Below are 25,028 nucleotides of genomic sequence, written 5' to 3' on the forward strand. Positions count from 1 at the left end.
TGGCTCAGGTGTTTGGTTTTTGATTGGGCTGGAGTAGGGGGGAGAGTGGATGGCTGAGCAAGTTACTACACATGCAGAGCTAGTTAATCGCGCAGAGCATTGGCTCAAGTCTCAAGGGTGCGGAGTTGTCTTCCGTGATGAATTTCGGGCGACTACTTATACCGGCGAGCAACCTGACGCAATTGGTTGGCGTGATGGTTTGTCGCTGCTTATTGAGTGCAAAGCTAGCCGTTCTGACTTCCTTGCTGATAAGCGTAAAAAATTCCGGCAAGACCCAGCACAAGGTATGGGTGATTGGCGGTTTTACATGTGTCCACCTGACGTAATTCGCGAGGAGGACTTGCCAGAGGGTTGGGGACTTCTATACGCATTGCCGAGGCAGATTAAAAAAGTCCACGGTTGTCCAGGAAATTGTGACTGGTGGAACAAAAAGCCATTTGAGGGTCACAAGCGAGCAGAGACGCAAATGATGTATTCAGCTCTGCGCCGAATGGAGGTACGAGGGCACCTTAAGGGAATATATGAAGGAGATCCAAGGTATGCCTAGCGAAGAGTTGGTTCGTGATGAATTCAGTAAGTCACGCTTGATTCAGTTCATTGAGAGCTTGGACTTGGAAGGTAGGCCTTGGCTGTTCAAGTGGCATCAGCACAACCCCAACAGCTGGCCCATGAAGAAAACTTGGCGCATGTGGATGAGCGAAACAGCCGAATGGATGGCAGCGAGAGGTGCAACCATGCCTCTCTGCATGAAAGGAGGTAAGCCGTATGGGCAGCGCCCATTCAATGCTCAAGACGCGCACGAGTTATTTGTCAGTCAGCATGTAGGGCTTGATGCAAATGGTGAGCGCTACAAGACCGCCAGTGGTGACAAGGGAGTGATGCTCCAGATGATGGACCAGCACCTAGCCTGGGCAACCGAGCGGGGATTATTTCTAACCGTGCCAGGGGAAGGTGAATTCATGAAGCTAATGCAGAGGGGGGAGCAATGAACAAAATTCGCAAGTCTGCCAGAGGCGAAGATTGCACCTTGAGGTTGTTTCCTCACTGCAACAGCAATCCTGAAACGGTGGTGCTTTGCCATCTGCCTAGCAATGCAGGTCTAGCCCGCAAGTCTCCTGATTGGTGGGGTGTATATGGCTGTAGCAATTGCCATGACGTTATTGATGGTCGGAGCAAGACGGACATCTCAAAGGCTGAGGTGGAGCGCAGCAAGCTTAGAGCGCTATACGAAACCCAAAGCAAGATGCGGGAAAAGGGATTGATAAAGGAGTAACCAATGCCTAGCTGGGGAAATACAGAACTAACTCGCAACCAGCAGAGTGCCTTGTTCGAGCCATCTCCGTGCGATGCGTGTAAGCAAAGGGACAGGTGTGCAGTAGAAGAGCTCGCTTGCAGTGATTACCTGCGCTGGCAAGACACAGGCAAGGCCAGGTATCGAGACAGAGAGCCCACATCAAAGATATTCCAGAAAATCTTCAAGGTGAATCAATGAATTTTCACTCAGCTCGACAGGCTTGGCATGATGCGTTCGATACGGCCACTCAGCAATCTGATTATGCGGCAATGCTCGGTGGGCAGACGGTACGGAGCCGGGGGCCGAAGCATTATGTTGATGAAATTCGGGATGAGAATGGAAAAGTTACTGCACGTTTGGCAGGTCAGACTGTTTATGCAACTGAAACCAGAGTAGGGAAGGGCAGTAGCGGGCGAATAATGGATGCTTGTGAAAAGGGGTTGGTGCAGCATGCTATTGCAAAGCTGAGAGAAACTGATGAGCTTGCTTACTGCTGGGGTATGGCTGCCTATGCGCCGCCTGGGAATCGGTATAAGGAACGGGCTTATCTACTCAGCTATATGATGGAACGTTTCAGAACCTGGGGTGAGTCGCATGATCCTTTGAAGGTTGGGCAGCTGGCCCTATTTTGTATTCACTCATTCGTAATTCGTGATGTGACGGGGAGGAGAATTGATCTTCGGCAGGCGCGACGATTATTGGATTGCAATAAGGTGCGGTGGGATGGAGATTGGCGCAGAGTATGGGTTCGACTGGAAAGGTTAATTGACCCTCTTCCTTTTCGTGCGCTCAGGTGTGTAAGTGAAATTATTGTTTGCGACAATATGTAATATTTTATTACTGAACACTAGTGCTAGATGTGAAAAGAAATTACCAAAGAATTTTTCAATAGAAGCGCAAGCTTGCTTCTTTTTGGTATTTTGGTTGCTTTTTAGTCGGTTTCTGCATAAGCAGTATATACGTTCTATACATACTTATTTAAAACATTTATAAAGAGTAAAATGGATTTGTAAGTAATATTTTGGGGATGAGGACCGGGAATTGGATATTTTACACTCAATAATTCATGCCGTAATTAAAGAAAAAGATACTCATGGTCCTGATTGTGTTCAGGTTAAATCTAGAGATAAGCTTTTGCCCGTTGATGAGCGGTTGAATAAGTTAGGTCTTGACATATTAAAGCTGTATGGAAGCCTAAGTAATGGGTATGGAATGTTGGGTAAGGATTTTGCCCAACATCGTTTTCCTAGGTTTCTGTCAGAATTTAATGGTGATGATGAGAGTTTCGTAGATTTATCTGAAAAAACAATTTCTCTTATTGCTGAAGCTATGTCTGGGCAACGGTTTGCTACAACAAGTTATCCAGTGTTCATAAGGTATACACGTCAGGGTCGAGAGTGGCTCTTAATTGCCGTTCTAAAATTAAAGGAAGGTGTGGGGCTTGATGAGAGTACGCTTGACTTGAATGATTCACTCTCCTTTGATGTTACTAATCTTCGGGAAGCGGCTAGAATTGACATTCAAAAGTGGGTGAATGATGAGCAGCCTTATTTATCTTTTATAAAAAGAGGTTCTGGATCAGATGCTGAATCATCAAGATATTTTAGAAGCGCGCTCTCCTGTCTAGAGTATACAGATGCAAAGTTCAATACAGATGCAACCTTACGAGCTATGGGTGATTATTGTGAAAGTCAGAAGTATGATGCTGGAAGGAAGCAAGTAGTTCGTTCTGCTGTGTATGATTACCTTAAAGATAAAAAGGTATCAGGGGAGCCTGCGAACTTAACATCCTTGTCGGCATATTTTGATGACCAAAACCCAGAATCTTTTGTTAATTTTGTAAGGGAGGGTAACTATGGGGTGAATGAGACATTTTCACCTCACCCTGCAAGTTATAGACGACTTCAACGCTTACGTAGAAAATTTAGAACAATTAGCCTAGGGTTTGATGTGGCGGAGCTTTACTCTGAACAGGTTGCGTACGATTCTGAGCTTCAAGCAATTTTGTTGAAGGAGCCACCAGAGGACTTAATTACCGAAATTAGAAGCCTGCAGGAGGTTCAGGAAGAAGAGCAGGAAGAAACGCAGGAAGAAGTTGCGTTGTAAACATAGGAATGTAAATAGATTCTTGTTATGGATAGGTTAAAGCTTGCAATAGACGTATTTAAGTGCTTATCTGATAAGGAAATAGTTTCTCGCCAAGTATCTGGTATTTTGCCGGCGGACCGATTTTTAAATTTTAAGAGTGAGCTTGATAGTGCTGGGTTACTTTTTAGTAGTCATGATGAAGCGTACAAGGTTGATTTCCATCTGCCTTCGGAGCCAAATGAAGTTTTTGCTTTAAGCATCAACGAACTTCTACAGGCATCTAAAAGGAAGCTCAACCCTCCAGCCAGATTTTATTTGGCTGATGAGGATTATTTGTATGAAGGGGTGTGTCCAGAACTACCTGAATTTATACGAGGTTACCTGGATGTGTCTTTGCTGGCAAGATGCTTTCTTAGCTTGGCTGATCACGATGTGCCTTCTATTCCAAAAGCAATTTTTCTCCATGGTGAAAAATTAGAGCTCGTTCTTAAATATCAACAATGCGACTTAAAGCCTTTGGTTGGTTTGGCTGGTTTTGTATCTGAGTTTGTAAACGCTGAGATACATAAGGACCAAAAAATAACCATTATAAAGAGTGTCCTTTTTGAGATGCTCAAAAGTAATGAAATTGATCGTTTCAATTTAGCATCGTTGGTAGGCAGATTTTCTGAATTTTTAGAGAGGATTCATTCTAGTTACCAGCTGTATGTTTCAGAGTTTTCTTTTGATAAGGTTAAAGCTCAAATTGAGCATGAAAAATTTGAATTTACAATTAAACTAAATACGGTCTTCTCGAGTATTCAGAATCAACTACTTGCAATTCCTGTGGCATTGGTTTTAGTTGGTGGTCAGATGAAGATGTCAAGTGATGTCACATTGAAAAATGTATCTATTTGGCTTGGGTCCATTGTTTTCGCTTTACTTATGTCTCTATTAATTAGAAATCAGAGAAGTAATCTTGAGGCAATTAAGTTAGAGGTAGATTCTCAGTGGGCAAATATCAAAGATAAACATCAGCTAGTTGTTAGTCAGCTATCTTTACACTATGGTCAGATCCAGCAAAGGTACACTGCACAATACAGATTTTTAAGTGTTGTGAGTTTTATTGTTGCCGCCTCAGTGGTTGGTAGTACGGCGTTGCTTTTATATAATTCGTCGATTTTTAATTTATTTTCTGAGGTTCTCATATGTGGTGGTCTTGGAGCATATGTATTATGGTTAATTGTAAAAGCCCTTGACTTTTTCTCTATTAGAACTGTATAAAAACCCTATACTGTGATAACCGCGTAGATTTTCCATTCCCCCCGAAGCCTGCCTTATGCAGGCTTTTTTATGCCCGTCCTTTGATTGAAGTCAGGGGGCGTTATGGTAGGCCAATGATTATGAATCCCGGCTACCACTGCATGGCTATAATGTCAGGTTTAGCGTAAGCGTGATGCAGACTACAAGTCAGGCTATTAATATGAGTTGGCAGAGGGTAATGCAGACGAATTGCTTCCCAGCCAGCAATCAGGATAATAGTGATTAGGGTAACCACTATATAAATGTTAACTCCTCATATGGGCGAATCATGAAATACAAAATGATCTTTCTAGTTTTAACGATAATGCTTGGAGCAGCATCTAGCGATGCCTTATCTTGGGGTGATAAGTACAAAGCGTTAACGGAAAGCATGGTCCCCGCAATTCCGGTCGGGTCGAGCGTAATAGTTGACGATAAGGCATACATCGATGCAGAGGTTGCGAGAGGAGATATTGTAGTTTTTACACCACTGTATTATGAAACAACTTTCATAATTATGAGGGTTGTGGGGTTGCCTGGGGAAACGATTGAGATAAAGGGAGAGCGTGTGTATATCGATGGCTCCGAATTAAAAGAAGATTACGCCTATTATGAGAATGCTCGCCCTTCAGTTTTCAGTGATGTAGGTCCAAGCCGTATTAAGTCCGATAGTTATTATTTGATGGGTGATAACCGATACAATAGTCTTGATAGTAGAAATTTCGGTACTATTTCAAAAACACACATTGTTGGGAAAGTCACAAAGATAGTCGAGTAAAGTTTCAGATATAGGGGTGTAGAGTTAACCTAATCATGAAGGTCCTTCTTTGAACGCTAGGTTTTCAGAAAGCTGGCAATGTACATCCACCATGTTGGAAAGTTGAAAACCCTTGACTTTCTCTGTGTCAGAACTGTATAAAAACCCCATGCTGGGATAAATATGCAGATTCCTAGCGAAACGCCCTAAAGCCCGCTCAATGTGGGCTTTTTTGTGCCAGATTGACTGAATGGCGCACAAATTAGTGTAACTGTATATATATACAGCTGTATATATTGACAGTATTTGTGCCCGAGAGTAGTATGTTCACAGCTGCTTTGGTTTTCATGCAGCGACCATCCTTTCTTAAGCCGGCCCCCAAGCCGGTTTTTTTATGCCTGAAATTTGAGACTCCTATGTTCCAAAACGACTACTTCAAAGAGTCGGAGTTGGCCTGTCGTTGTTGTGGCAAAAATCATTTTAAAGATGAAACGTTAAAGCGCCTGATTAGAGTTAGAGAGCGCTTCGGCAAGCCAATGGTCATCAATTCCGGTTACCGCTGCCCAGCACACAACGCTCGACTGAATGCCACCATGACCCACGCCACCGGGCAGGCTGTTGATGTTCAAGTGGCCTTGGGTCGAGCCTATCGGTTAATTCAAATCGCCCAAGAGGAAGGGTTTACCGGCATAGGAGTAAAGCAGAAGGGGTCATTCAAAAGGCGATTCCTCCACCTGGATGACCTTGAATCAATACCCGGTGAGCGCACCCGCCCCACAGTGTGGAGTTACTAATGATTTCAGCCATATCAAATCTACTCGGCAAGGTCATAGACAAAGCATTCCCAGATAAGACAGAAGCCAACCGCCTAAAAGCTCAGGTTGATTCTCAGCTGATTTCAATGGATCTGGAAGAGCTAAAAGCGGCAACCCAGGTAATCACGGCAGAAGCCTCGGGGGAGTCATGGCTACAGAGAAACTGGCGGCCAGTAACAATGCTCACGTTCGTCGGGTTGATTGTATTTCATTGGCTAGGCTGGACAGCTCCAAATCTGAGCGAGGAGCAAACCCTGGCCCTGCTGGAGATAGTAAAAATCGGCCTCGGTGGTTATGTCGTGGGGCGCAGCGCTGAGAAAGCGATGAAGGCTTGGAAGCAATCATGACCCAACAAACAGAACACTGGCACCTCAGCAAAAGCATCTCTATCACTCAGATAGCTAGCATCATACTTTTAGCTGCTGGCTTATTTACCTGGGGCTCAGATGTAGAAAAACGGGTAGGGGAGAACGCACAAGCAATTAAGCACGAATCAGCTATGCGCGCCCTGGAGCAAAAACACATAGCTGAATTCAAAGACGAAATCAGAACCCGGCTCCAGCGTATTGATAGCAAGCTGGAGCGGTTGATAGAGCGGGGGGAATAGTGGCAAGGCTGACCAGCTATAGACAAGAGTTTGCGGAGCAGGCCGAAAAGCTTTGCAAACTTGGACTTACAGACAAAGAGTTAGGCGAATTTTTTGAGGTAACAGAGCAAACAATCAACAATTGGAAGAATAAGCATCCCGAATTTTTTGAGTCCATAAAAAAGGGCAAAACTTTAGCTGATGCCAACGTGGTCGAGAGTCTTTACCGAAGAGCCTGCGGCTACAGCCATGAAGCTGTAAAGATCATGCAGCACAACGGCAGTCCTATTGTTCAGGGGTACACCGAACACTACCCACCAGACACTACAGCGTGTCTAGCCTGGCTTCATAACCGGCAAAGAGAAAAATGGCAACGAAACCCTGACCCAGCCGGTGGCGGTGCCGACATACCACCGACAAAAGTCGTATTCGAGGTCAAGGATGCAAGAACGCGGGAGGGAAGTGAGAGCGGCACTTAATGTTCCGCAAAGTCGGTTTCTTAATTTACCGCACAAGTACAGGGCCTATGTCGCGGGGTTTGGGTCTGGGAAAACCTGGGTTGGCTGTTCAGGACAGCTGGCCCACTTCTACGAGCATCCCAAGATTAATCAGGGCTACTTTGCTCCAACCTATCCACTAATTAGGGATATTTACTACCCCACAATCGGCGAAGTTGCTGAGACTATGGGGCTGCGGGTTAAGGTCAAGCGAGGTGACCACGAAGTTGAGGTATACAGCGGTAGTCGTTATCGAGGCTCTGTAATCTGCCGGTCGATAGATGACCCGGCTAATATTGTTGGATTCAAAATCGGCCACGCTCTGGTTGATGAGCTGGACTTGCTTGCTGAGAAGAAAGCAGAGCAGGCTTGGCGGAAAATCATGGCGCGCATGCGCTACAAGGTCCACGGTGTCAAAAATGGCATCGATGTAACGACCACTCCGGAAGGGTTTAAGTTTGTCTACCGCCAGTTCGTAAAGGCACTTCGGGATAAACCAAAGCTTCGCGAGCGATACGGGTTAATTCAGGCCTCGACCTTCGACAATGAGTCGAACTTGCCTGATGACTATATCGATTCAATGCTTGAGGCCTATACGCCCGAGCTTATCCGGGCATATCTCAATGGTCAGTTTGTAAACCTACTGACCGGAACGGTCTATCACCAGTTCGACCGTAAGCTAAACCACTGCAATGACTCAGTGATACCCGGTGAGCCTTTATTCATCGGCATGGACTTCAATGTCGGGAAGATGGCGGCAATTACTCATGTGAAGCGAGAGAGTAAACCCCGGGCTGTTGATGAAATTCTTGATGGTTACGATACCCCGGACATGATTCGGAGAATCAAAGAGCGATACTGGGAATACCGAGACGGGGACTATCGCAAGTCTTGCGAGGTTCGTATTTACCCGGATGCCTCTGGTGATTCTCGCAAGTCTGTGAACGCCAGCACCACGGATTTAGCCTTGCTAAGAAATGCTGGGTTTTCGGTACACGCTCCGAAAGCCAATCCCCCGGTGAAAGACCGGGTCAATGCAATGAACGCGATGTTCTGCAATGCCAAGGGTGAGCGTCGATATCTCGTGAATACAGATAAGTGCCCGGGTTATTCCGATTGTCTCGAGCAGCAACCCTGGGCAGAAAATGGCGAGCCGGACAAAAGCGGCGGCCTCGACCATGCTCCAGACGCTGGTGGTTATTTTATCCATCACGATTACCCACTTATCAAACCAGCATTAACCATCAACATGGGAATGGCCTACTAATGGCAAATGACGTTACCTATCAGCGCGACGACTTCGCCAAGGCGCTGCCAGACTGGACTCTGGTTGATGATATCTGTGCGGGTGAGCGGGTTATTAAGGCTAAGGGCACTACCTACCTGCCCATGCCCAACCCAAAAGACCAGAGTGAAGCAAATAGAGCTCGTTATCAGCAGTACACAGACAGGGCAGTTTTCTATAACGCAACCGGTCGCACATTGCAGGGCCTGGTTGGTGCCGTATTTCGCCGAGCGCCTACGGTAGATATCCCGGCAGGTCTGGAATACCTGACTTCAGATGCTAATGGCAATGGGGTAAGCATTTATCAACAGTCTCAGTCTGTTGTTGCTGCGGTGCTTAAGTCTGGCCGGCGCGGCCTACTGGTGGATTATCCAAAAACAGAGGGGCAAACCTCTAAGGCTGAACAGCAAGCCGGCCTACTACGCGCATCGATAGTGAGCTATTCCGCGAATCAGATTATCAATTGGCGGACCATCAAGGTTGGCGGTGTTCACCGGCTGGGGCTGGTTGTTATCCGTGAGAGCTATGAAGAAACCACCTCAGATGGTTTTGGCATAGAGGAGAAAACTCAGTACCGCGCACTCAAGCTGATTGATGGTCGCTACACAGTGGAGATATGGCGCAGTGGAAACACTGGCACCTGGGTTATTCACGATACTTACACACCGTTAGATGGAGTAGGGAAGGCCTGGGACATTATCCCGTTTACCTTTGTTGGTGCCGAGAACAATGATTCGAGTATCGATCGGTCACCATTGTTAGACCTGGCAAACCTCAACAAAGCTCATTACCGCAACTCAGCAGACTATGAGGATTCAGCGTTTTTCGTCGGTCAGGCTCAGCCTTGGATTTCAGGATTGACTGAGAACTGGCGTGACCATATGGAGAAGCAGGGCATTTATATTGGTTCCCGCTCTCCAATTTTGCTCCCCGATGGCGGAGCCTTTGGATTTGCTCAAGTTGAACCTAATACCCTGGTCAAAGAAGCAATGGACCAGAAAGAAAAACAAATGGTTGCCTTGGGTGCTCGATTGATTGAGCGGGGTTCAGCAGTAAAGACGGCCACTGAAGCCCAAGCCGAAAACGAATCAGAGCACTCTGTTCTATCCCTAGTCGCCGAGAACGTCAGCGAGGCTTTCACCCAGGCTATTCAATGGGTGGCCCAGTTCCAGAGTGTACAGGCTGATACCGAGTACAAACTCAATCAGGACTTTGCTGAATCCAATCTTGATGCGCAGATGCTTATCGCCCTGGTGCAGGCCTGGCAATCTGGTCGCTTACCGAGTTCTGACCTCTGGGCGAACCTGCGGAAGCATGGCGTTATTAATGCTGAGAAGACTGACGAGCTAATTCGCGAAGAGTTGGATAGCGAGGAGCCTGAGCCGGGGTTAAACGATGAGTGAAGCTCTCGCCACCTCAAGCACTCGCCATGCTGTCTACCTGGAGCGATTAAAGTCTGGAGAGGTAAATCAGTTTGCGGCATTCCTGCAGCAGATAGACCGCTCCATAAAGCAACGCCTATCAAGCCACGATTTAACTGAGTTCTCCCGGGCAAGGCTGGAGCGGTTGCTTTCCGTTGTTGATAGCGATCTATCCGAGATATTCAGCAAGTATTACGACCAGCTTGCTGGCCACCTGCTGGACCTAGCCGAGTATGAATCGGAATTTGAGGTCCGAAACCTGCAGGCTGCATTGATTGCCGGGGTAGAGACTGTAATTCCTGCACCGGCTCAAGTTCGCGCGGCTGTTCTGTCCACTCCACTCTCTGTACGTGGTCCCGATGGCGGGCAGTTGATTGAGCCATTTATCAAGGATTGGACTAGCAGCGAGAGAAAGCGGGTTACCGGGGCAATCCGGCAGGGTTTCTTCGAGGGGCAAACTACTCATCAGATTATTCGTAACATTCGGGGGTCCAAGGCGAATAAATACCGCGACGGGATTCTGGCGATAACCCAGCGTAATGCCGATGCGCTAGTTCGAACAGCGATTGCCCACACGGCCACCACGGCGCGGATGGAGACGCTGCAGAATAACTCAGATTTACTTGAGGGGCTGCGCTGGGTTTCGACTTTGGATAGCCGTACATCGATTCAATGCCGAAGCCTGGATAATGAAGTTTTTCCCCTCGATAAGGGGCCGCGCCCACCGGTTCACATACGCTGCCGCAGCACAGTTATTGCGGTCCTGAAGGAAAAGTATCAGGCACTAAGTGAAGGGGCTACTAGGGCTAGCAAGGATGGTTATGTCGATGCTGGCCTGACTTATTACCAGTGGCTACAAAAGCAGCCATTGAGCTTCATACAAGATGCTATTGGTCCAACTCGGGCAAAGCTCCTCCTTAACGGGGGGCTATCGGCAGAACGATTTGCAGCTTTGAATCTGGGGCGTAACTTCAAACCTCTCACTCTGGCAGAAATGAAACTGAAAGAGCCCATCGCATTTGAGCGAGCAGGGCTCTAGCTACCACTCAAATTAATTAACAGGCTCGCTTCGGCGGGCCTTTTTTATATCTGCCGGAAATCCCGGCGAAATGTCTCAGGAGACACCATGCTGAAATACAGGCTCAAAACCCTGGAGGGTTTAGATGAGGCCGTCGCCGCGATGTATGAGAAGGATGGCGATGGATACAAGCTGAAAGTTGATGGCATCCCGCAAGGGGAGGGAGTGGCTGAATTAAAAGCACAGGTTGCCTCCTTGTTGGAAGAGAAAAGGGCCGAAGCCAAAAAGGCTAAGGATGCAGCGGAAGAGGCTGCCCGCAAGAATGGGGATGTAGAAGCTCTTGAAAACTCTTGGAAGGAAAAGCTAGCCAATCGTGAGGCTGAACTGCAAGGACAAATCGACACCTTGAACGGCAGCATTACCACAATGACCGTGGATAACGTTGCTGTGTCCATGGCCAACGAGATAGCGGTTCAAGGGAGCGCCGATATCTTGGTTCCCCATATCAAGGCCCGCTTGGCTGCTGAGCAACGTGACGGTCAGTTCGTAACGGTGGTTAAAGATGGCCAAGGTAAGCCCTCAGCGGCAAGCCTGGACGATCTTAAAACTGAATTTGCCAACAATCCCGCATTCGCCCCGGTGATTCTTGGTAGCAAAGCTTCTGGTGGTGGTGCTGGTGGAGGTGGCCAAGGTGGTGGCGGGGCTGCAACCGGAAACATGGGCGGCTCTCGGTCGGAGCGCACAGCGGCCATCTCGGCCAAATTCCCTGATTTAAACAGCTAAAGGTAAATAGCCATGCTTTCGCATATGGAAGTTTTTAATAAGTACATCATGCCTGCCACAATCGAAACATTGGCGGTAATGGTGCAGAAGTTTAACGCGGCCTCTAATGGGGCTATCCGATTGACCACGGAGGGTTTCGAGGGTGACTTCTTGCAAGAGTCATTCTTTGCTGCCATTCACGGAGCACAGCGTCGGGTGAATCGATATGGAGCCAACGGTAGCCAAGCTCCGACTGACCTGACCCAACTCAAGCGCAGCTCTGTAAAAGTGGCCGGTGGGTTTGGTCCCATCCTGTTTGAACCGGGCCAAATGACCTGGTTAAACAAACCTACTGCAGAGGGTGTAGAGGTTGCGTCCCGCAACTTTGCCGAAGCACTTTTGCAGGACCAGCTTTTCACTGCAATTGCTGCGCTGGTGGCAGCCATCGAAAACAACACCTCGGTGGTCAATGATGTGTCTGCAACTGCGGGTATCAGCTATACCGCTCTCAATAGTGCTCACGCTAAGTTTGGTGACCACTCCGGAAGTCTGATTGCCAATGTGATGACCGGGGAAGTAATGCACAAGCTGATTGGCCAGAACCTTACCAATGCCACCCGTTTGTTTGAAGCTCAAAACGTCAATGTAGTGGATATCCTCGGTAAAGCAGTAATTGTTACCGACGCACCGGCACTCTTTGAGTCAGGTAGCCCAAATAAGCAAAAGGTTTTGGGGCTGGTGGATAGCGCCGCTGTTGTGCATGACGGTGGCGACCTGATTTCGAATATCCAGACCTCCAACGGTAAGGAGCGTATCGAAACCACTATGCAGGTCGACTACACCTTTGGATTGGGACTGAAGGGTTACACCTGGGATGAGGGCAATGGCGGTAAGTCTCCCACCGATGCCGACCTGGCTACCGGTGCCAACTGGGACAAGGTGATGACCTCAGATAAACACACTGCCGGCGTTATCGCGGTTGGTGATTCCACTAAGTAAATTATTGGCGGCTTTGGCCGCCAGTGCATGACAAGCAGGTGATAGCATGTCCGCTAAAATTAAATATGTAAAACATCCCATCTCACGGGAAGAGAAAAAGAAGTTGCGCGAACAGGGTTTTAAAATCGTTGATGCACGATTTGACCCTGAGCCTAAAAAGGCAGAAGCCCCTAAAGGCGATAAGTAGGCGACACCATGGCCCTGACGATAGAAGACGGCACCGGCTCTAATTCGAGTGCCAACAGCTATGCCAGCGTGCAGGACTTGCGCGACTATGCGGGTGCCCGTGGGGTAGACCTGTCTGCACTATCGGATGAGCAGTGCGAGCCGCTTCTTATCAGGGCTATGGATTTCTTGGAAGGCAAGCGAGATCGGTACAAGGGGTACATTTCAACGCAAGGCCAGCCCTTACAGTGGCCCCGGGCTGATGCCTGGGGAATTTCCTATCCGGATGCACTTTTCCCAAGCAATGAGATTCCGCGTGAATTGGTGTACGCGCAGTTGGCCCTGGCAATTGAGGCGAGAGAGAATGACCTTCAGCCCAACCGGTTACCAACCGACACAGGGCCGATAACCAAAGAGCGCGTTGAAGGTGCTATTGATGTCACGTATGCGGCACCCACTCAACAACAGTTCACCCCTGCATTTGCCAAAGCGGATGCTCTGCTTGCTCCACTTCTGAAAAACAACGGACTTTTTCTAGTCCGGACATAATCTATGAGCGACTTCTATAACCGTATGGCCGCTACGGCCTTGCGGCTTATTGCGCGCTTTGGTTCTGAGCAAACGCTACACGATGTCATTCAAGGTGTTGATGACCCGGTTGCAGGAAAACGCTCAGGCGATACGCCAGTAAGCCAAACTGTTCGGGTAATCCTGCAAGACTACAACCTCAAAGAATCTGGTCTGATGTACGCAGAGGGTAAAAGTGTTCAGCGAGGTGATAAAAAACTCACTATTGCAGCGGCTGGGCTCGAATGGGCTCCAACTCTCACCACTCATGCTGAAATCAATGGGGCAAAGTGGCAAGTGGTCAATATTAAAGAGGTTAATCCGGCTGGCACTCCACTAGTTTACTTCTGTCAGGTGCGCAAATGAAATTCTCAGCGAGTTTAAAACAGTTCAATGAGGATGCTTTGGCAGAGGCTGACAGAGTTTATCGAGCGACCAATATCGAACTGTTTAACTCCGTTATCCGCGATACACCGGTTGATACTGGCCGGGCTCGCGGAAACTGGCAGACGACTGTCGGCACTCCTGCCCAGAGCTCAAGTTTGCGATTGGACCGTTCAGGTACTGAGTCTCAGGCAGAGGTGATTCAGAATGTTAGGGGGTTGGACAAAGTGAATTATTTAATTAATAACCTGCCGTATATCCAGCCTCTCGAATACGGTCACTCTAAACAGGCCCCTGCGGGTATGGTTCGCCGCAACGTCCTCCGTATCAAATCAATTATTCGACGAATAACCAGATAACACATGTACAGCAAAATCTATTCGGCCCTGGTACAGCACTATGTATCGGGTGGGTTCGGCTTGCCTACTGGTTATGAGAATGACGGGTTTGAACCAAATACCGGGACTCCTTACGCCACCGTCTACAACCTTCCAGCCGATAGTCACCAGGACACGGTCGGCGATATTGGTTGGGATGAATGGGAAGGAATATTTCAGGTCAGTATTTTCTACCCGGTGGGGAAGGGGCGTGGAGATGCCTTGACTCTCGCAGACCAAATTCTCACACATTTTAAGGCGGGCTCAACCCCTGAGTATTCCGGGCAAATCGTAACTATTCAATCTTCAACCATCTCACCTGGAAGAGTAGAGGGTGGTTGGTATCAACTCGATATAAGTGTGGCCTGGGCCGCATCAACTCTACGCTAGGAGCAGATAAAAATGGCAGACGGTAGCCAACACTCAATGGCCTATACGGCAGAGTCCACTTATGGAGTAACACCGGGCTCACCTTCGTTCAAGGCGATCAGAAATAAAGGGACCACTCTCGGTCAGGATATAGAGGGGTCAATCGACGAGGAGCTGCGCGATGACCGGCAAATCGTTGACTACGATTGCACGGGCAAAAATCTCGGCGGCGATATCAATATCAACTTTTCCTACGGCTCTTTCGATGACTTCCTCGAAGCGGTCACTATGGGCACTTGGGAAAATGACAAATTAACTACCGGGAAAACTCGGCGGAGCTTCACGATAGAGCGGAGATTTGGAGATATCACTGATAAGGCGTATCACCGCTACCGTGGGTGTGAAATTAATGCTTTGAACCTTTCGATAGCTCCACGGGCGCGTGTGACTGGTAGTCTCACCGTCTTAAGTAAGGATTTGACCCTTGGAGTTTCATCGCTGCCAGGCTCGACCTATACCGCTGCAACAACTTCAGAAGTGTTTAAGTCGTTTAGAGGCGTAGTTCAGGAAGGCTCTACTGATCTCGCAGTAGCGACCGAGATAACCTTCAGCCTGAATAATAACCTGGAACCTCGGTGGGTTATCGGCAGTGAGACCACAGATGAGCCTGGCGTAGGGCGCTCGAATGTTAGCGGCCAGATGTCTGTTTACTTCAAAAACTCAACTCTGCTCGAGAAATTCTTAAACCAAGAAGCCTCTAGCCTGAAATTCAGTCTCGTCGATGCTGCGGGAAATACCTATGTTTTCACACTACCGCGCATTAAGTATACGGGCGGTAAGGTAGATGTTTCTGGTGAGGGCGCAATCATATTGCCTCTTCCATTCCAGGCTACCTACGACCCCACCGAAGGAACCAATTTAACGATTGAAAGGATAACAGCCTAATGAAAGCCAGTGATTTTTATACGCGGGAAAAAGGTAACAAGGGGGTGAAATTCCCACTGTACACTCCTGATAGCAAAGCCACAGAGCATTACTTGGAAATCCTCAGTGTCGACTCAGATGCGTTCCAAATGGCTCAGTCAGAACTGCAACGGGATTTAGCTGCGGCCAACCTGGAGGAGGACAAGTTGGCACGTTTCGAGTTGGTGCGCGAGGCTAAAAATAAAGCAGCTGCGGCGCTGGTTGTTGGGTGGTCCCTGGAAGATGAGTTTACGGATTCAGCATTGAAGGAGTTGTTGCGCGAGGCCCCGCAATTGCTCGACCAAATTGACAGGGCTTCTAGCAATCGCGCGCTTTTTTTCGCCAGCGGCAGCAAGCCTTCATCGACTGGGCTTGCTGTCAGTACAAACTCGACAAAGTCCCGAAAGGGTGTAAAGAAACGCTCCGCCAGCAGCTCCAGCAAGTCGAAGAAACAACCGGCATAACGCCTGCCGAACTGAAGACACAACAGCCTCCAGAAGGACTGGATTACCTCCTCTGCTATTACCGCGAAATTCGCGGAACCGAACCCCTAACTTTCACCGAGATTCATAACTGGAGCCATCTTACACGCCGCGATGTGTCCGCGTGGGAGGTCTCCGTGATTCGTGCGCTCGATATTAATTTCTGGGCTATTCAAAATGCCGATTGATCAAATTGCTCGCCTAGGCATCCGTGTGGAAGCTGAGGGACCGGACGCTGCGCGGCGTAAGCTGGATGCTATGGAGCGATCCGGTTCAAAAGCTGAGCGAACTGTAGAAAGCCTTGGGCGCAGCAGCGATAAAGCAACCGGTCGCATTCAGACCATGGCCACGAGTAGTAACTTGCTAGCCGGTGCTCTCGCGGCTGTCGGTGCTGCTTTATCCATTCGGGAGATTGTTCAGTACACAGACACCTGGACCAATCTCACTAACCGTTTAAGGCTAGTGACTGATACCTCTCAGGAATTGGTAGATGTCCAGCAGAGCCTCGTAGAAATTGCTTTCGAGACTCGTGGCTCTTTAGATTCCACTGCAGTTCTGTATCAGCGTTTGGCGCAATCGGCTGGTGAACTGTTTGATGGCCAGGAAGATATTCTCGCGGTCACCAAGACCATTAGCCAAGCCATGCTCGTATCTGGAGCTTCAGCACAAGAAAGCGCTGGAGCTTTACGCCAGCTGGCACAGGGCCTTGCTTCTGGGGTTCTCCGTGGGGATGAGTTCAACTCAGTAATGGAGAACGCCCCAAGGCTGCAACAAGCCTTGATAGACCACCTCAACCTAACCAGTGATGCTGCCGGTTCCGCTGCGGGTAAGCTGAGGGATATGGCTGGGGAAGGGGAGTTAAGTGCAAGGACATTAGTTGAAGCGTTTCAGGCTGCGGCTACTGATATCGATGCCGAGGCATTAAAGCTCAGCACATCAATGGGGCAAAGCCTGGAGCAGCTGAATTCCGGTATCACCGCCACGATTGGTCAGTTAGATGGTGTGTCTGGTGCATCAGAGTCGGTCGCTGGATCAATTTCTAGTCTCGCTCAAGTGCTCATTGATTTTTCAACTGATGCGGATGCCGTGCGTGATGTTGCTAATGGTATGGAATTCGCATTTACCGCTGTTGCTGCAATTCTAGCCGGAAAGTTTGCTGGCGCTATTGGTAAGCAAGTTACCCAAATGGGCCTGCTAAATGCGGCCACCTACAAAACCACGATTCAAACCAATTCACTGGGTCAGGTAATTAGCCGGACTACTGTAGCAACTAAGGCGGCCACGGTGGCAGCTGCAGGATTGCGTACCGCTTTCGCCTTCCTCGGTGGTCCCGTTGGGGTGATTACATTAGCTGTGACTTCTTTGATTGCCTGGAATGCTGCGCAGCCGACAACAGAAGAGAAGGCGGAAAGCCTCAAGGGAAAAATAGATGAGCTAGCTGAAAGTTGGCATGGACTTACCGAAGCCCAGAGAATTAACCGGGAGGAGGATGCTCTAGCCAAGCGCGACGATATCAAAAAAGAGCTAGAAGAACTGACGAAAGCGCGTGACCTCCTGAGGGATGGAGGAGTCAAGCCAGGCACACGCTTTGGTTTCCAAGCCCCCTTGGGTAGTCAAGATTCGCGAGTGAAAGACCTCACTGATGAGATTGATTCATTAAATCAGGAACTGATTAATGTCGATCGGAGAATATCAGAACTTGGCAAACCTAAATCACTTACTGATGGCGGTGAGCCGCTGTCTCTAGGAGCTGTAAGTGGAAACCCTGGCGCAAACTCTGCCGATATCCAAGACGACCTTCCAGCCCTAGAGCAGGCTCTGCAAGAGCACTTCGAGCGTGTAGCTCAGAGCCGCCTGGATACTGTCGAGAACCTACGCCAAAGCCTTCTATCGGAGGAGGAAGCTCTCACCGAGAGCTACCGGCGCCGCAATCGAATCATTGAAGAAAATGTTCAAGACCCTGCAAAACGGGAAGAGCTTCTACAGCGAAATCAGGATCAATTTAATGAGGAGATCGACGCTCGCCTTCAGGGCTTAAGAGAGTCTTGGTTGAGTGAAAGAGAGATATTACTTCTCCGCCAAGATGAGGAGATGGAAACCCTCGACCAAGGGTATATCTCGAAGCGGGAAATTCTGGCCGAGCATCTCGAAGCTGTCAGGGCAACAGAGGAAGAATCTCGGCAAGCAAGTCTGGCCTTGGAAGGGGAGTATCAGAGAAACCTTACCGCGCTGGAGGCGAAGCACGCTAAACAGCGCGAGAAGCTAGACGATATCAGTAATAAAAACCGCTGGAAATCGCTCTCAAGCGCATTCGATATGATGCTTGGGATTTCCTCTACCAACAGTGAAAAACTGTTCAAAATCCAGAAATCCCTAAGCCTGGCTAAAGCTGTTGCTACTTTGCCTTCGGCGATCATCGAGTCTTACAACAACTCCGGCGGATACCCCTGGGGCATTCCCGCAGCTATCGCAATGGCAGCAGCGGGTGCTGCGCAAATATCTCAGATTCAGAGCGCGAGCTTCTCAAGTGGTAGCGCCTCTGCTGGCAGTGTCGGTGGTGGAGTCTCAACTTCGGCTCCTGCTGGTGGTTTGACCTCGCCATCCACACCGCTAGCCACAAGTGACCCGACATCAACTAGCGCTGAGCAACAAGCGGGAACCCAAGTGGTTTTCAATATTGCCGGTGATGTGAACGGTGATAACGCCGAACGAGTTTTAGAGCAGATCAAAGAGTTAATCAATGAGCAGGACGTAGTGTTTATTGATTCCAACTCCCGCCAAGCCCAAGAACTAGCAGCCTAAAAATTATGCCAAATGTTAATTACACCCCGACGAGAGATTTGGTGGGAGGCTCACTTGGGTCTATCACCTTTTCAGTTACTAGATGTGATCGAGCCCCAAAGAGTGTTGGCAAAGAGCATACATCGCTATCTGGAAACACTGAGAGCGTTCTATTCCGGCGCGATATCGAGTGGCAAATAACCATATCCCCCTTCTCCGACGAGCAGCTTCAATACTGGCGTGAATTCGAAGCGAGCTGCACTAATGGCGAGATATTTGAACTCGATACCTCAGATATTCCGGGAGGAAAAGCTAACTCCTCATTCCGGCTTAAAAGAAACTCCTTTCGCGAGCGAAGGCATGGACCACTCGATCACTACGTGTCATTTACGGCGATAGAGGCTTAGCGTGCATAACAATTCAGAAATATTCGATATACATAACCGAGCTTCACAGCGTGAGCTGCGCCTAGTGATCGAAATCGGTTATGACCTTCCTCTGTATATCACTAGTCATACTGATATTCCGGGCCTTCCTGTTAATGCGATTCTCGGGGTTTTAAAGAAATGCAGTGCTACCAGTCAGCGACTATTGCCAGAGCAGGGACGCGCCGAAATTGGGGCAATTAATTTTGAAGTGGTGGATGTCGCCGGCCAATTGTCTTACGCATTACGCGATGAATTAGAGCAGGGTAACGGCATTAAGGGCCGCACCGTTCGCCTGTATCAAGGGTTTGCCGGGCTCGATTGGAGTGATTTCAGATTAGAGCAAACCCAGACCGCAGAAGATTCTCTCTCCTACGCGGAAGGTGTCTATAAAGTGAGATGTCGAGATATTCAGCGAGAGTTGCGCACGGATATCTTCACGCTCAATGCTACGCGCCTGGCTGCAGACTTCTCTAAATCTGACGATACGCTACAGGTTTATGATGCAAGCAGCTTTGAACCAAACCCGCACACCTCGGCTTATGGTGACGCGCCGAATCAATCAGTCTACTACCTGAAAATTAAATACCAGGATGGTTTTGAAATTGTACGGGCAACCGGGAAAACCGATACCAGCTTTACCGAATGCTCGCGGGGTTGCTTCGGCACCTATGCCCGCGACCATACGTTGCCAGAGGATAGTGACGAAGAGAATGGGGTGGAGGTAGAGGAGTTTGTCTATTTGGAGGGCCCCGGCCCGCAGTTAGCTTACGCATTGCTCACGGGGGTGATTCTCGGCACTGATGATGTGCTGCCAAGTAATTGGCATTTAGGAATTGCCCCAAACTATGCGGTCCTTGATGAGTTCGAAAACATTGGCTCGGACTGGTATAAGCCCGGCGATCACACCAAAGGCAAAATCCTACGTTTCGATGGTCTTGAGAAAACCGATGGTAAGAAGTTTATAGAAACCGAGATTAACCTGCTCCTCGGCGCCTACATGCCCGTTAATGCGGAGGGTCAGCTCGGCTTTCGTCGGATGGCCGGTGTGCTAGCAGAAGCCGGCACAGTAGCGACGATTGGCCCTGATGACGTGGCTAAACTTGGCGAATTGAAATACAACTTGGCCGGGGTACGCAACGCATTTTCTATTCAGTGGAGTTGGTTTGAACAGCCGGGCTTCGATGGAAAGTTTCTGCGTTCCAATAATCTCGTCGATGCGGACTCGATAGCTGTTCATGGTGAGGCTAAGTCGCACACACTTAAGTTTCGTGGCCTGCACAACTCTCGACATACCTATACCACAATCAAAAACACGTTCGACGCATTGCGGGATAGATCAGCAGGTCCACCTCTAAGTTTGCGCCTTGGCCTATTGCCCAGCAACAACGATCTTGAAGTAGGGGACATAGTGCGGGTAAGTCTACCGCAGGTCAGAGAACACTCTATCAACGGCGGCAGGGCTTACGATTTCAGCTTCTCCAGTGGCGATGAAGGTTGGGGTGTGCCTTCTGGTTCTGTTACTGCCGATACCGACAGAGGGACTTTTAATGTAACTGTGAGCGATGAAAACCCGTGGATTAGTCGCACCTTCTCCCCCACATTTTCAGGTGATGATTTACCGTTTATCAAAATACGGGTGCGCCGTACTAGTGACGAACCCATTGCGCCCGGCACAGGGAGTAAATTGTTTTTCAGGTTGTCTGGTGGCTCTGGTTATCTGTCAGCCGGCGCCGACGAAATGCTGGACTTTATCGACCGACTGAACGCGGCTCAAAATGAGTGGCAAGAGTTGGTCTTGGACCTGTCAGGCAACAGCGACTGGACCGAGGGCCAAATAGAATTGGTTCGCTTCGATATTGGCCACGATCACAGTGCAGACTATAGCTATGAGGTGGACTATATCCGCTTCTTGCCGACGCTAGGATTGGATGAATACAGCCTCGACAGAGCTATGGAGATACAGCGCATCAGCGTCGATCAGGTGAGCGGTAGCGTCACCGTGGACCTGTTCAGCAGCTATCAGCCAGCCGGAATGATTGCGGATCAACTCGAAAGTACAAACGCAGAGCTTCCTGATGAGTGGTATGAGGCTGAGGGCACTGCAATGACGGATGCTGGCCTCAGCATCGACGGTAGTGGCTTCTTAATCGCAGATGGCACGCTCACAGGCAATCCCGATAGCCGGGAAATTTTCTACCACCTGGGTGACCTAACAATCCCGGCCGGGCAAACGCTATCAGTTAGCGACAATGTAGAGCTACGTGTACGCGGAGTTTTACAAATCGAAGGTACGCTTCAGGGTATACCCAGCAACTACGGCGTTGGCTTTTTGGGTTCCTGTCGTGGTGGCTCCGGCATACTGTCCGGACAAAGCCAACACTCAAACCGTATTGCCGAGGCAGCACGCGGAGAAGTGGTCACAGGTAGAAATGCCGTGATGCCACAACTGAGCATCGAAAATGCCGGTGGTGAGCTACTAGGGATTCCAGACGACCTACGTGGTAGTGGTGGGGCCAGAGGTGGGAATTCATTTTTCTACCTGCGGAACGATGCAAGCTATGAACTCAGTGGCTTTGGTGGCTCTGGAGGAGGGGGTGGTGCAGGGGTTTCCGTTATTGCGCGAGGTATCGCCATTGGTGTTAGCGGCGTAATTGAAAATTCTGGTGGTGACGGCGCACCAGGTAGCGGAACCCAAACCCAGCCAGGTGAGCCCGGTGGCAGTGGGGGCGGCGGTGCGCCAGGTGGGATTCTGCTGCTGGTAGACGGCACACAAAACCCAATGCCGGTGCTGACCAATAGCAAAATTATTGCTTGTTATGGAGTAAGTCCTGATAGCCCTGGCCGAGCGGGGGAAGGGGGTGCATGCTTAGGTACTAATGCTGTGCGCCTGATGTTTGTGCCCAAATCCAGGCTACCTTATCCCGATCACCAAGACCCAGCACTCGACCCAGATATTCAAGCGGCACTGGATGCGGCGGCAGAAGCCCAGGCCTATGCCGACCAGGCTTTAGGGGAGCTTCAAAACATCGGCGCTGACGGAAAGCTACATGCTAACGAAAAGTTTCGTGTAGTGCGCGAATATTTGCAGATAACCCAAGAGCAGGCAGGCATCGAAAGCCAGGCGACAGCACTCGGAATTACCACTGAAAAAACCAACTACAGCGATCTAATCGATACACTAACCAGTTACCTGGAGGGACTAGACCCTGCTTGGGATGATGCGGCTGCGAGCACCAGCATTAGCCGGACAATTTGGGATATAAATTGGCAGAATGTGTATCAAGCGCGCCAAGCGCTATTGGATAAGTTTGTCGCCGTACTCAGGCAAAGAGTCGAGACGGCGGATGATGCCGCTGCCAATGCCCAAAAGGCCGCAGAAGAAGCCCAGGCAGATGCAGTTATTGCTCTGCAAGAGACTCTCGATATATCCGCGGATGGTAAGTTGCATCCCTCTGAAAAGGTGGGGGAGATTCGCAAATACAATGAACTGATAGCGGAGCAAGCGGATATCGAGGCTCAAGCAGACAGGTTTAGTATTACTACTGAAAAAAATAACTATATCGCTAATCTCAATTTACTGACCAGCTATCTAGAAGACTTGGACCCACCTTGGGATGATTTAGAAAATACCACACCGATTGCGCGAGGGACTTGGAATACTCGCTGGACGGCAGTAGGTAGTGCAAAGAGTGCACTGCTGAGGGCTGTTGCCGATCAGGCCATAGTCGTGGCTGAGGCGACAGGTGATAAGATCGCGAAACTCGCCTCCGGCGATAACTTGGTCCAAGGTGATTTCTCCGATGATGAGCTGTACTGGAGCAAAGGGGAGGTTTTTACTAATACCGCAGATTACTCTTACCTCCCCGAGGGGATGAAAGTTTTAAAGGTTTCCGACCGTGGCAGCTATGCGAGATATTGGTTTCCTGTAAAGGAAGGTGACCGCTTCTATATCTCCGCCGATATTTACACGGGCTCGAGCACCGGAGGGAATGTCAATATTGGTTTACATTATTCCGACATTTCCGAGTTTGGAACCGGTATTGCCATCAGCACTAATCGAGTTTGGTTGAAGGGTGGGTTTATCTCGCGAACCCCTAACCAGGGCTATGGATTTGTAGAAGCCTTGATAATTGTCCCTGCTGGTTGGGCAATGGCGAAAGGGTATATCCAGATCAATGCCGATGAAGGACAAACCGGCTCGGCATTCGTCCATAACCTCAAAATCAGAAAGATCGTTCAGAACCAACTGGAGTTACCACAAAATATCAGCTCCATTGCTAGCTTACCGACTAGTAGTGATGTGTTGTCAGCTTCGGATAATGGTTCTTCGGCAAAGATATCTATAGCGGCACACACGATCCAATATGGACGGTTTGCCCGCAGTTATAATTCTGGTTCTATCACCGGGCTAAATTTCTCGACAAGATATTACGTTTACGTGGATGACCCTTTCTATACGGGCGGCGGTGTCACCTACTACGCAACCACTGAAATTTGGCAACTATCAGCCGGTGACGATCGACGGCAAGTAGGGGCTATCACCACTCCGGCCGATGGCGGGGATACCACAATCCCCGATCTACCGTACTGTGTTGACTATGACACAGTGTTGCCAGATGGCCGTTTTGTGCGAGATCTGCAACTAGGCGATTTAGTTGACTGTATTGATGTTCGAACCGGCGAGCGCGGAGAATTTCCACTCCGCGCAATGAGTGAAGGGGAGGAGGAGTGCTACAGCCTGCACACACCTGAAGGTGCCGAGATATGGCAGTCAAAGTCCACCCCAATGGACCTACCAGATGGATCAATCGCATATACCCCTGACATGCTAGATAAACCTGCTTATGTACTGTGCGAGGGCTCCCCAAAAATATCTATGATCTCACAGCTCCACAGAATTGGTGTGAGGCGAGTACTAAAGCCTGACTTCGGCAACCGCATGTTTTTCGCAGGGCGCATGCCTGAGTTGACTATTGCAACCCATAACGGTGTTATCAAGCCATAAAGGAGGGTGCTAATGCCCAGCTTTTCCCCGATAACCGTGCCGGACCTAGAGGCCTGGCAGTTTGCCTACACCATCGACGATGGCCATAGTGCCGGCACGATTGTGCGGGCTTCAGTTACGCAAAATACCGAGCCGACAAGCGTTGATGCCCAAGCGGTAGCGGTGCTCAAGTGTGTTATCGCTGTGATTGACGATCAGAACAGCGTGCAGACCGATGCTGCCGGAGATCCAATGGATAGGGTCTACGTAACAACGAAAACACTTACCACAGATGCAGGGCAGCCGGTCAATGTGGTTGATGAGGCAGCCGGCCTTGTTTCTGAATGCATAGGTGAAGTGGCGAACCGCCTCGCGGTACATAGCTCGATTGCGGCTATGGCGATTCCGAGTGGGTGAGGGAGGGCAGCGGTTGGCAGATCGCGAGCTGTCCCGCGATATTGCCTGGGGTTACTGGGGATACGGACAGTGATTTAGCTGAGTTTGTTGGGCAAATGTTGGCGGCTTCCATAGAATTTATTGAGATAACCACGCGGCCCAACTTGCTTTTTTTGTTAAGGATCAAAAGCAGCTTCGTATATCTACCTCCCCCCAAAAAAAACAGCTAATACATTGACCTTTAAGGGCTTTTCAAAGTGGTATATAGCAGCGAAAATACAGGGGTATAAATCGGCTGCAATATATCCACTTGTGTACGATGGTACCAA

Annotated in this window: 29 protein-coding genes; all 29 read left to right on the top strand. The window is 49.2% G+C overall.

The window, feature by feature from the left end; genetic code table 11:
- The first annotated feature begins 49 nt into the window (after window positions 1–49).
- The 29 genes from ACJJI3_RS01415 to ACJJI3_RS01555 all read left to right on the top strand — a co-directional run bounded on the left by ACJJI3_RS01415 (window position 50) and on the right by ACJJI3_RS01555 (window position 24,720).
- The gene (locus tag ACJJI3_RS01415; RefSeq protein ID WP_444941229.1) at window positions 50–547 is read left to right on the top strand and encodes a hypothetical protein; all 498 of its coding nucleotides are present in this window, start codon (window positions 50–52) and stop codon (window positions 545–547) included.
- Window positions 540–989 (top strand): NinB/YbcN family protein, encoded by a 450-nt coding sequence (locus ACJJI3_RS01420; protein ID WP_444941230.1) that lies wholly within the window; start codon window positions 540–542, stop codon window positions 987–989. The genes ACJJI3_RS01415 and ACJJI3_RS01420 overlap by 8 nt, the downstream gene beginning before the upstream one ends.
- The gene (locus ACJJI3_RS01425; RefSeq protein ID WP_444941231.1) at window positions 986–1,273 is read left to right on the top strand and encodes a nuclease domain-containing protein; all 288 of its coding nucleotides are present in this window, start codon (window positions 986–988) and stop codon (window positions 1,271–1,273) included. Before ACJJI3_RS01420 ends, ACJJI3_RS01425 begins: the two co-directional genes overlap by 4 nt.
- A gap of 3 nt (window positions 1,274–1,276) precedes the next feature.
- A complete protein-coding gene (locus ACJJI3_RS01430) occupies window positions 1,277–1,492 on the top strand; it encodes a hypothetical protein (RefSeq protein WP_444941232.1) in 216 nt (71 codons plus the stop codon).
- Window positions 1,489–2,124, top strand: a complete 636-nt coding sequence (locus tag ACJJI3_RS01435; protein WP_444941233.1) for a hypothetical protein — start codon at window positions 1,489–1,491, stop codon at window positions 2,122–2,124. Before ACJJI3_RS01430 ends, ACJJI3_RS01435 begins: the two co-directional genes overlap by 4 nt.
- 211 nt (window positions 2,125–2,335) lie before the next feature.
- Entirely contained in the window at window positions 2,336–3,400 is a 1,065-nt protein-coding gene (locus ACJJI3_RS01440) for a nucleoid-associated protein (protein ID WP_444941234.1), read from the top strand.
- A gap of 27 nt (window positions 3,401–3,427) precedes the next feature.
- Window positions 3,428–4,645 carry a hypothetical protein gene (locus ACJJI3_RS01445; protein ID WP_444941235.1) on the top strand — a complete coding sequence of 406 codons (1,218 nt, stop codon included), beginning with the start codon at window positions 3,428–3,430 and terminating at the stop codon, window positions 4,643–4,645.
- 307 nt (window positions 4,646–4,952) lie between these two features.
- Complete coding sequence (gene lepB, locus ACJJI3_RS01450) at window positions 4,953–5,441, top strand: signal peptidase I (protein ID WP_444941236.1); 489 nt, start codon at window positions 4,953–4,955, stop codon at window positions 5,439–5,441.
- A 395-nt stretch (window positions 5,442–5,836) separates the two neighbouring features.
- Window positions 5,837–6,214: a D-Ala-D-Ala carboxypeptidase family metallohydrolase gene (locus ACJJI3_RS01455; protein ID WP_444941237.1), complete on the top strand. Its 378-nt coding sequence runs from the start codon at window positions 5,837–5,839 to the stop codon at window positions 6,212–6,214.
- Window positions 6,214–6,582: a 3TM-type holin gene (locus tag ACJJI3_RS01460; protein WP_444941238.1), complete on the top strand. Its 369-nt coding sequence runs from the start codon at window positions 6,214–6,216 to the stop codon at window positions 6,580–6,582. The genes ACJJI3_RS01455 and ACJJI3_RS01460 overlap by 1 nt, the downstream gene beginning before the upstream one ends.
- Window positions 6,579–6,842 (top strand): hypothetical protein, encoded by a 264-nt coding sequence (locus ACJJI3_RS01465; RefSeq protein ID WP_252472118.1) that lies wholly within the window; start codon window positions 6,579–6,581, stop codon window positions 6,840–6,842. Before ACJJI3_RS01460 ends, ACJJI3_RS01465 begins: the two co-directional genes overlap by 4 nt.
- Window positions 6,842–7,300, top strand: a complete 459-nt coding sequence (locus tag ACJJI3_RS01470) for a hypothetical protein (RefSeq protein ID WP_444941239.1) — start codon at window positions 6,842–6,844, stop codon at window positions 7,298–7,300. The genes ACJJI3_RS01465 and ACJJI3_RS01470 overlap by 1 nt, the downstream gene beginning before the upstream one ends.
- Entirely contained in the window at window positions 7,284–8,585 is a 1,302-nt protein-coding gene (locus ACJJI3_RS01475) for a terminase large subunit domain-containing protein (RefSeq protein WP_444941240.1), read from the top strand. The genes ACJJI3_RS01470 and ACJJI3_RS01475 overlap by 17 nt, the downstream gene beginning before the upstream one ends.
- The gene (locus tag ACJJI3_RS01480) at window positions 8,585–10,006 is read left to right on the top strand and encodes a DUF4055 domain-containing protein (protein WP_444941241.1); all 1,422 of its coding nucleotides are present in this window, start codon (window positions 8,585–8,587) and stop codon (window positions 10,004–10,006) included. The genes ACJJI3_RS01475 and ACJJI3_RS01480 overlap by 1 nt, the downstream gene beginning before the upstream one ends.
- Window positions 9,999–11,063: a minor capsid protein gene (locus ACJJI3_RS01485; protein ID WP_444941242.1), complete on the top strand. Its 1,065-nt coding sequence runs from the start codon at window positions 9,999–10,001 to the stop codon at window positions 11,061–11,063. Before ACJJI3_RS01480 ends, ACJJI3_RS01485 begins: the two co-directional genes overlap by 8 nt.
- Before the next feature lie 87 nt (window positions 11,064–11,150).
- Entirely contained in the window at window positions 11,151–11,825 is a 675-nt protein-coding gene (locus ACJJI3_RS01490) for a hypothetical protein (protein ID WP_444941243.1), read from the top strand.
- A 12-nt stretch (window positions 11,826–11,837) separates the two neighbouring features.
- Window positions 11,838–12,803: a major capsid protein gene (locus ACJJI3_RS01495; protein ID WP_444941244.1), complete on the top strand. Its 966-nt coding sequence runs from the start codon at window positions 11,838–11,840 to the stop codon at window positions 12,801–12,803.
- A 46-nt stretch (window positions 12,804–12,849) separates the two neighbouring features.
- The gene (locus tag ACJJI3_RS01500) at window positions 12,850–12,990 is read left to right on the top strand and encodes a hypothetical protein (RefSeq protein ID WP_444941245.1); all 141 of its coding nucleotides are present in this window, start codon (window positions 12,850–12,852) and stop codon (window positions 12,988–12,990) included.
- Window positions 12,991–12,998: 8 nt separating this feature from the next.
- Window positions 12,999–13,517, top strand: coding sequence for a DnaT-like ssDNA-binding protein (locus ACJJI3_RS01505; protein ID WP_444941246.1), 519 nt, complete (start codon window positions 12,999–13,001; stop codon window positions 13,515–13,517).
- Window positions 13,518–13,520: 3 nt separating this feature from the next.
- A complete protein-coding gene (locus ACJJI3_RS01510) occupies window positions 13,521–13,901 on the top strand; it encodes a hypothetical protein (RefSeq protein ID WP_444941247.1) in 381 nt (126 codons plus the stop codon).
- Window positions 13,898–14,278 carry a hypothetical protein gene (locus tag ACJJI3_RS01515; protein WP_444941248.1) on the top strand — a complete coding sequence of 127 codons (381 nt, stop codon included), beginning with the start codon at window positions 13,898–13,900 and terminating at the stop codon, window positions 14,276–14,278. The genes ACJJI3_RS01510 and ACJJI3_RS01515 overlap by 4 nt, the downstream gene beginning before the upstream one ends.
- A 3-nt stretch (window positions 14,279–14,281) precedes the next feature.
- Entirely contained in the window at window positions 14,282–14,686 is a 405-nt protein-coding gene (locus tag ACJJI3_RS01520; protein WP_444941249.1) for a phage tail terminator-like protein, read from the top strand.
- A 12-nt stretch (window positions 14,687–14,698) separates the two neighbouring features.
- Window positions 14,699–15,610, top strand: coding sequence for a phage tail tube protein (locus ACJJI3_RS01525; protein WP_444941250.1), 912 nt, complete (start codon window positions 14,699–14,701; stop codon window positions 15,608–15,610).
- On the top strand, window positions 15,610–16,092 hold the full coding sequence (locus tag ACJJI3_RS01530; protein WP_444941251.1) for a phage tail assembly chaperone: 483 nt from the start codon (window positions 15,610–15,612) through the stop codon (window positions 16,090–16,092). Before ACJJI3_RS01525 ends, ACJJI3_RS01530 begins: the two co-directional genes overlap by 1 nt.
- Before the next feature lie 38 nt (window positions 16,093–16,130).
- Window positions 16,131–16,298: a phage tail assembly chaperone gene (locus ACJJI3_RS01535; protein ID WP_444942534.1), complete on the top strand. Its 168-nt coding sequence runs from the start codon at window positions 16,131–16,133 to the stop codon at window positions 16,296–16,298.
- Window positions 16,288–18,912: a tape measure protein gene (locus tag ACJJI3_RS01540; protein WP_444941252.1), complete on the top strand. Its 2,625-nt coding sequence runs from the start codon at window positions 16,288–16,290 to the stop codon at window positions 18,910–18,912. The genes ACJJI3_RS01535 and ACJJI3_RS01540 overlap by 11 nt, the downstream gene beginning before the upstream one ends.
- Window positions 18,913–18,917: 5 nt before the next feature.
- Complete coding sequence (locus ACJJI3_RS01545) at window positions 18,918–19,298, top strand: hypothetical protein (protein WP_444941253.1); 381 nt, start codon at window positions 18,918–18,920, stop codon at window positions 19,296–19,298.
- Window position 19,299: 1 nt separating this feature from the next.
- Window positions 19,300–24,324, top strand: a complete 5,025-nt coding sequence (locus tag ACJJI3_RS01550; RefSeq protein ID WP_444941254.1) for a hypothetical protein — start codon at window positions 19,300–19,302, stop codon at window positions 24,322–24,324.
- A 12-nt stretch (window positions 24,325–24,336) separates the two neighbouring features.
- Window positions 24,337–24,720, top strand: coding sequence for a hypothetical protein (locus tag ACJJI3_RS01555; protein WP_444941255.1), 384 nt, complete (start codon window positions 24,337–24,339; stop codon window positions 24,718–24,720).
- Window positions 24,721–25,028: the final 308 nt, after the last annotated feature.

The sequence above is a fragment of the Microbulbifer maximicatervae (SeqCode) genome (assembly GCF_052466985.1).

What these genes read in the sequence shown, in the direction of transcription:
- ACJJI3_RS01540 (WP_444941252.1), top strand. Translation starts at nt 16,288, where the DNA reads ATGCCGATTGATCAAATTGCTCGCCTAGGCATCCGTGTGGAAGCTGAG.
- ACJJI3_RS01455 (WP_444941237.1), top strand. Translation starts at nt 5,837, where the DNA reads ATGTTCCAAAACGACTACTTCAAAGAGTCGGAGTTGGCCTGTCGTTGT.
- ACJJI3_RS01525 (WP_444941250.1), top strand. Translation starts at nt 14,699, where the DNA reads ATGGCAGACGGTAGCCAACACTCAATGGCCTATACGGCAGAGTCCACT.
- ACJJI3_RS01415 (WP_444941229.1), top strand. Translation starts at nt 50, where the DNA reads ATGGCTGAGCAAGTTACTACACATGCAGAGCTAGTTAATCGCGCAGAG.
- ACJJI3_RS01425 (WP_444941231.1), top strand. Translation starts at nt 986, where the DNA reads ATGAACAAAATTCGCAAGTCTGCCAGAGGCGAAGATTGCACCTTGAGG.
- ACJJI3_RS01465 (WP_252472118.1), top strand. Translation starts at nt 6,579, where the DNA reads ATGACCCAACAAACAGAACACTGGCACCTCAGCAAAAGCATCTCTATC.
- ACJJI3_RS01480 (WP_444941241.1), top strand. Translation starts at nt 8,585, where the DNA reads ATGGCAAATGACGTTACCTATCAGCGCGACGACTTCGCCAAGGCGCTG.
- ACJJI3_RS01530 (WP_444941251.1), top strand. Translation starts at nt 15,610, where the DNA reads ATGAAAGCCAGTGATTTTTATACGCGGGAAAAAGGTAACAAGGGGGTG.
- ACJJI3_RS01460 (WP_444941238.1), top strand. Translation starts at nt 6,214, where the DNA reads ATGATTTCAGCCATATCAAATCTACTCGGCAAGGTCATAGACAAAGCA.
- ACJJI3_RS01555 (WP_444941255.1), top strand. Translation starts at nt 24,337, where the DNA reads ATGCCCAGCTTTTCCCCGATAACCGTGCCGGACCTAGAGGCCTGGCAG.
- ACJJI3_RS01485 (WP_444941242.1), top strand. Translation starts at nt 9,999, where the DNA reads ATGAGTGAAGCTCTCGCCACCTCAAGCACTCGCCATGCTGTCTACCTG.
- ACJJI3_RS01495 (WP_444941244.1), top strand. Translation starts at nt 11,838, where the DNA reads ATGCTTTCGCATATGGAAGTTTTTAATAAGTACATCATGCCTGCCACA.
- ACJJI3_RS01520 (WP_444941249.1), top strand. Translation starts at nt 14,282, where the DNA reads ATGTACAGCAAAATCTATTCGGCCCTGGTACAGCACTATGTATCGGGT.
- lepB (WP_444941236.1), top strand. Translation starts at nt 4,953, where the DNA reads ATGAAATACAAAATGATCTTTCTAGTTTTAACGATAATGCTTGGAGCA.
- ACJJI3_RS01505 (WP_444941246.1), top strand. Translation starts at nt 12,999, where the DNA reads ATGGCCCTGACGATAGAAGACGGCACCGGCTCTAATTCGAGTGCCAAC.
- ACJJI3_RS01545 (WP_444941253.1), top strand. Translation starts at nt 18,918, where the DNA reads ATGCCAAATGTTAATTACACCCCGACGAGAGATTTGGTGGGAGGCTCA.
- ACJJI3_RS01430 (WP_444941232.1), top strand. Translation starts at nt 1,277, where the DNA reads ATGCCTAGCTGGGGAAATACAGAACTAACTCGCAACCAGCAGAGTGCC.
- ACJJI3_RS01500 (WP_444941245.1), top strand. Translation starts at nt 12,850, where the DNA reads ATGTCCGCTAAAATTAAATATGTAAAACATCCCATCTCACGGGAAGAG.
- ACJJI3_RS01510 (WP_444941247.1), top strand. Translation starts at nt 13,521, where the DNA reads ATGAGCGACTTCTATAACCGTATGGCCGCTACGGCCTTGCGGCTTATT.
- ACJJI3_RS01445 (WP_444941235.1), top strand. Translation starts at nt 3,428, where the DNA reads ATGGATAGGTTAAAGCTTGCAATAGACGTATTTAAGTGCTTATCTGAT.
- ACJJI3_RS01420 (WP_444941230.1), top strand. Translation starts at nt 540, where the DNA reads ATGCCTAGCGAAGAGTTGGTTCGTGATGAATTCAGTAAGTCACGCTTG.
- ACJJI3_RS01435 (WP_444941233.1), top strand. Translation starts at nt 1,489, where the DNA reads ATGAATTTTCACTCAGCTCGACAGGCTTGGCATGATGCGTTCGATACG.
- ACJJI3_RS01515 (WP_444941248.1), top strand. Translation starts at nt 13,898, where the DNA reads ATGAAATTCTCAGCGAGTTTAAAACAGTTCAATGAGGATGCTTTGGCA.
- ACJJI3_RS01490 (WP_444941243.1), top strand. Translation starts at nt 11,151, where the DNA reads ATGCTGAAATACAGGCTCAAAACCCTGGAGGGTTTAGATGAGGCCGTC.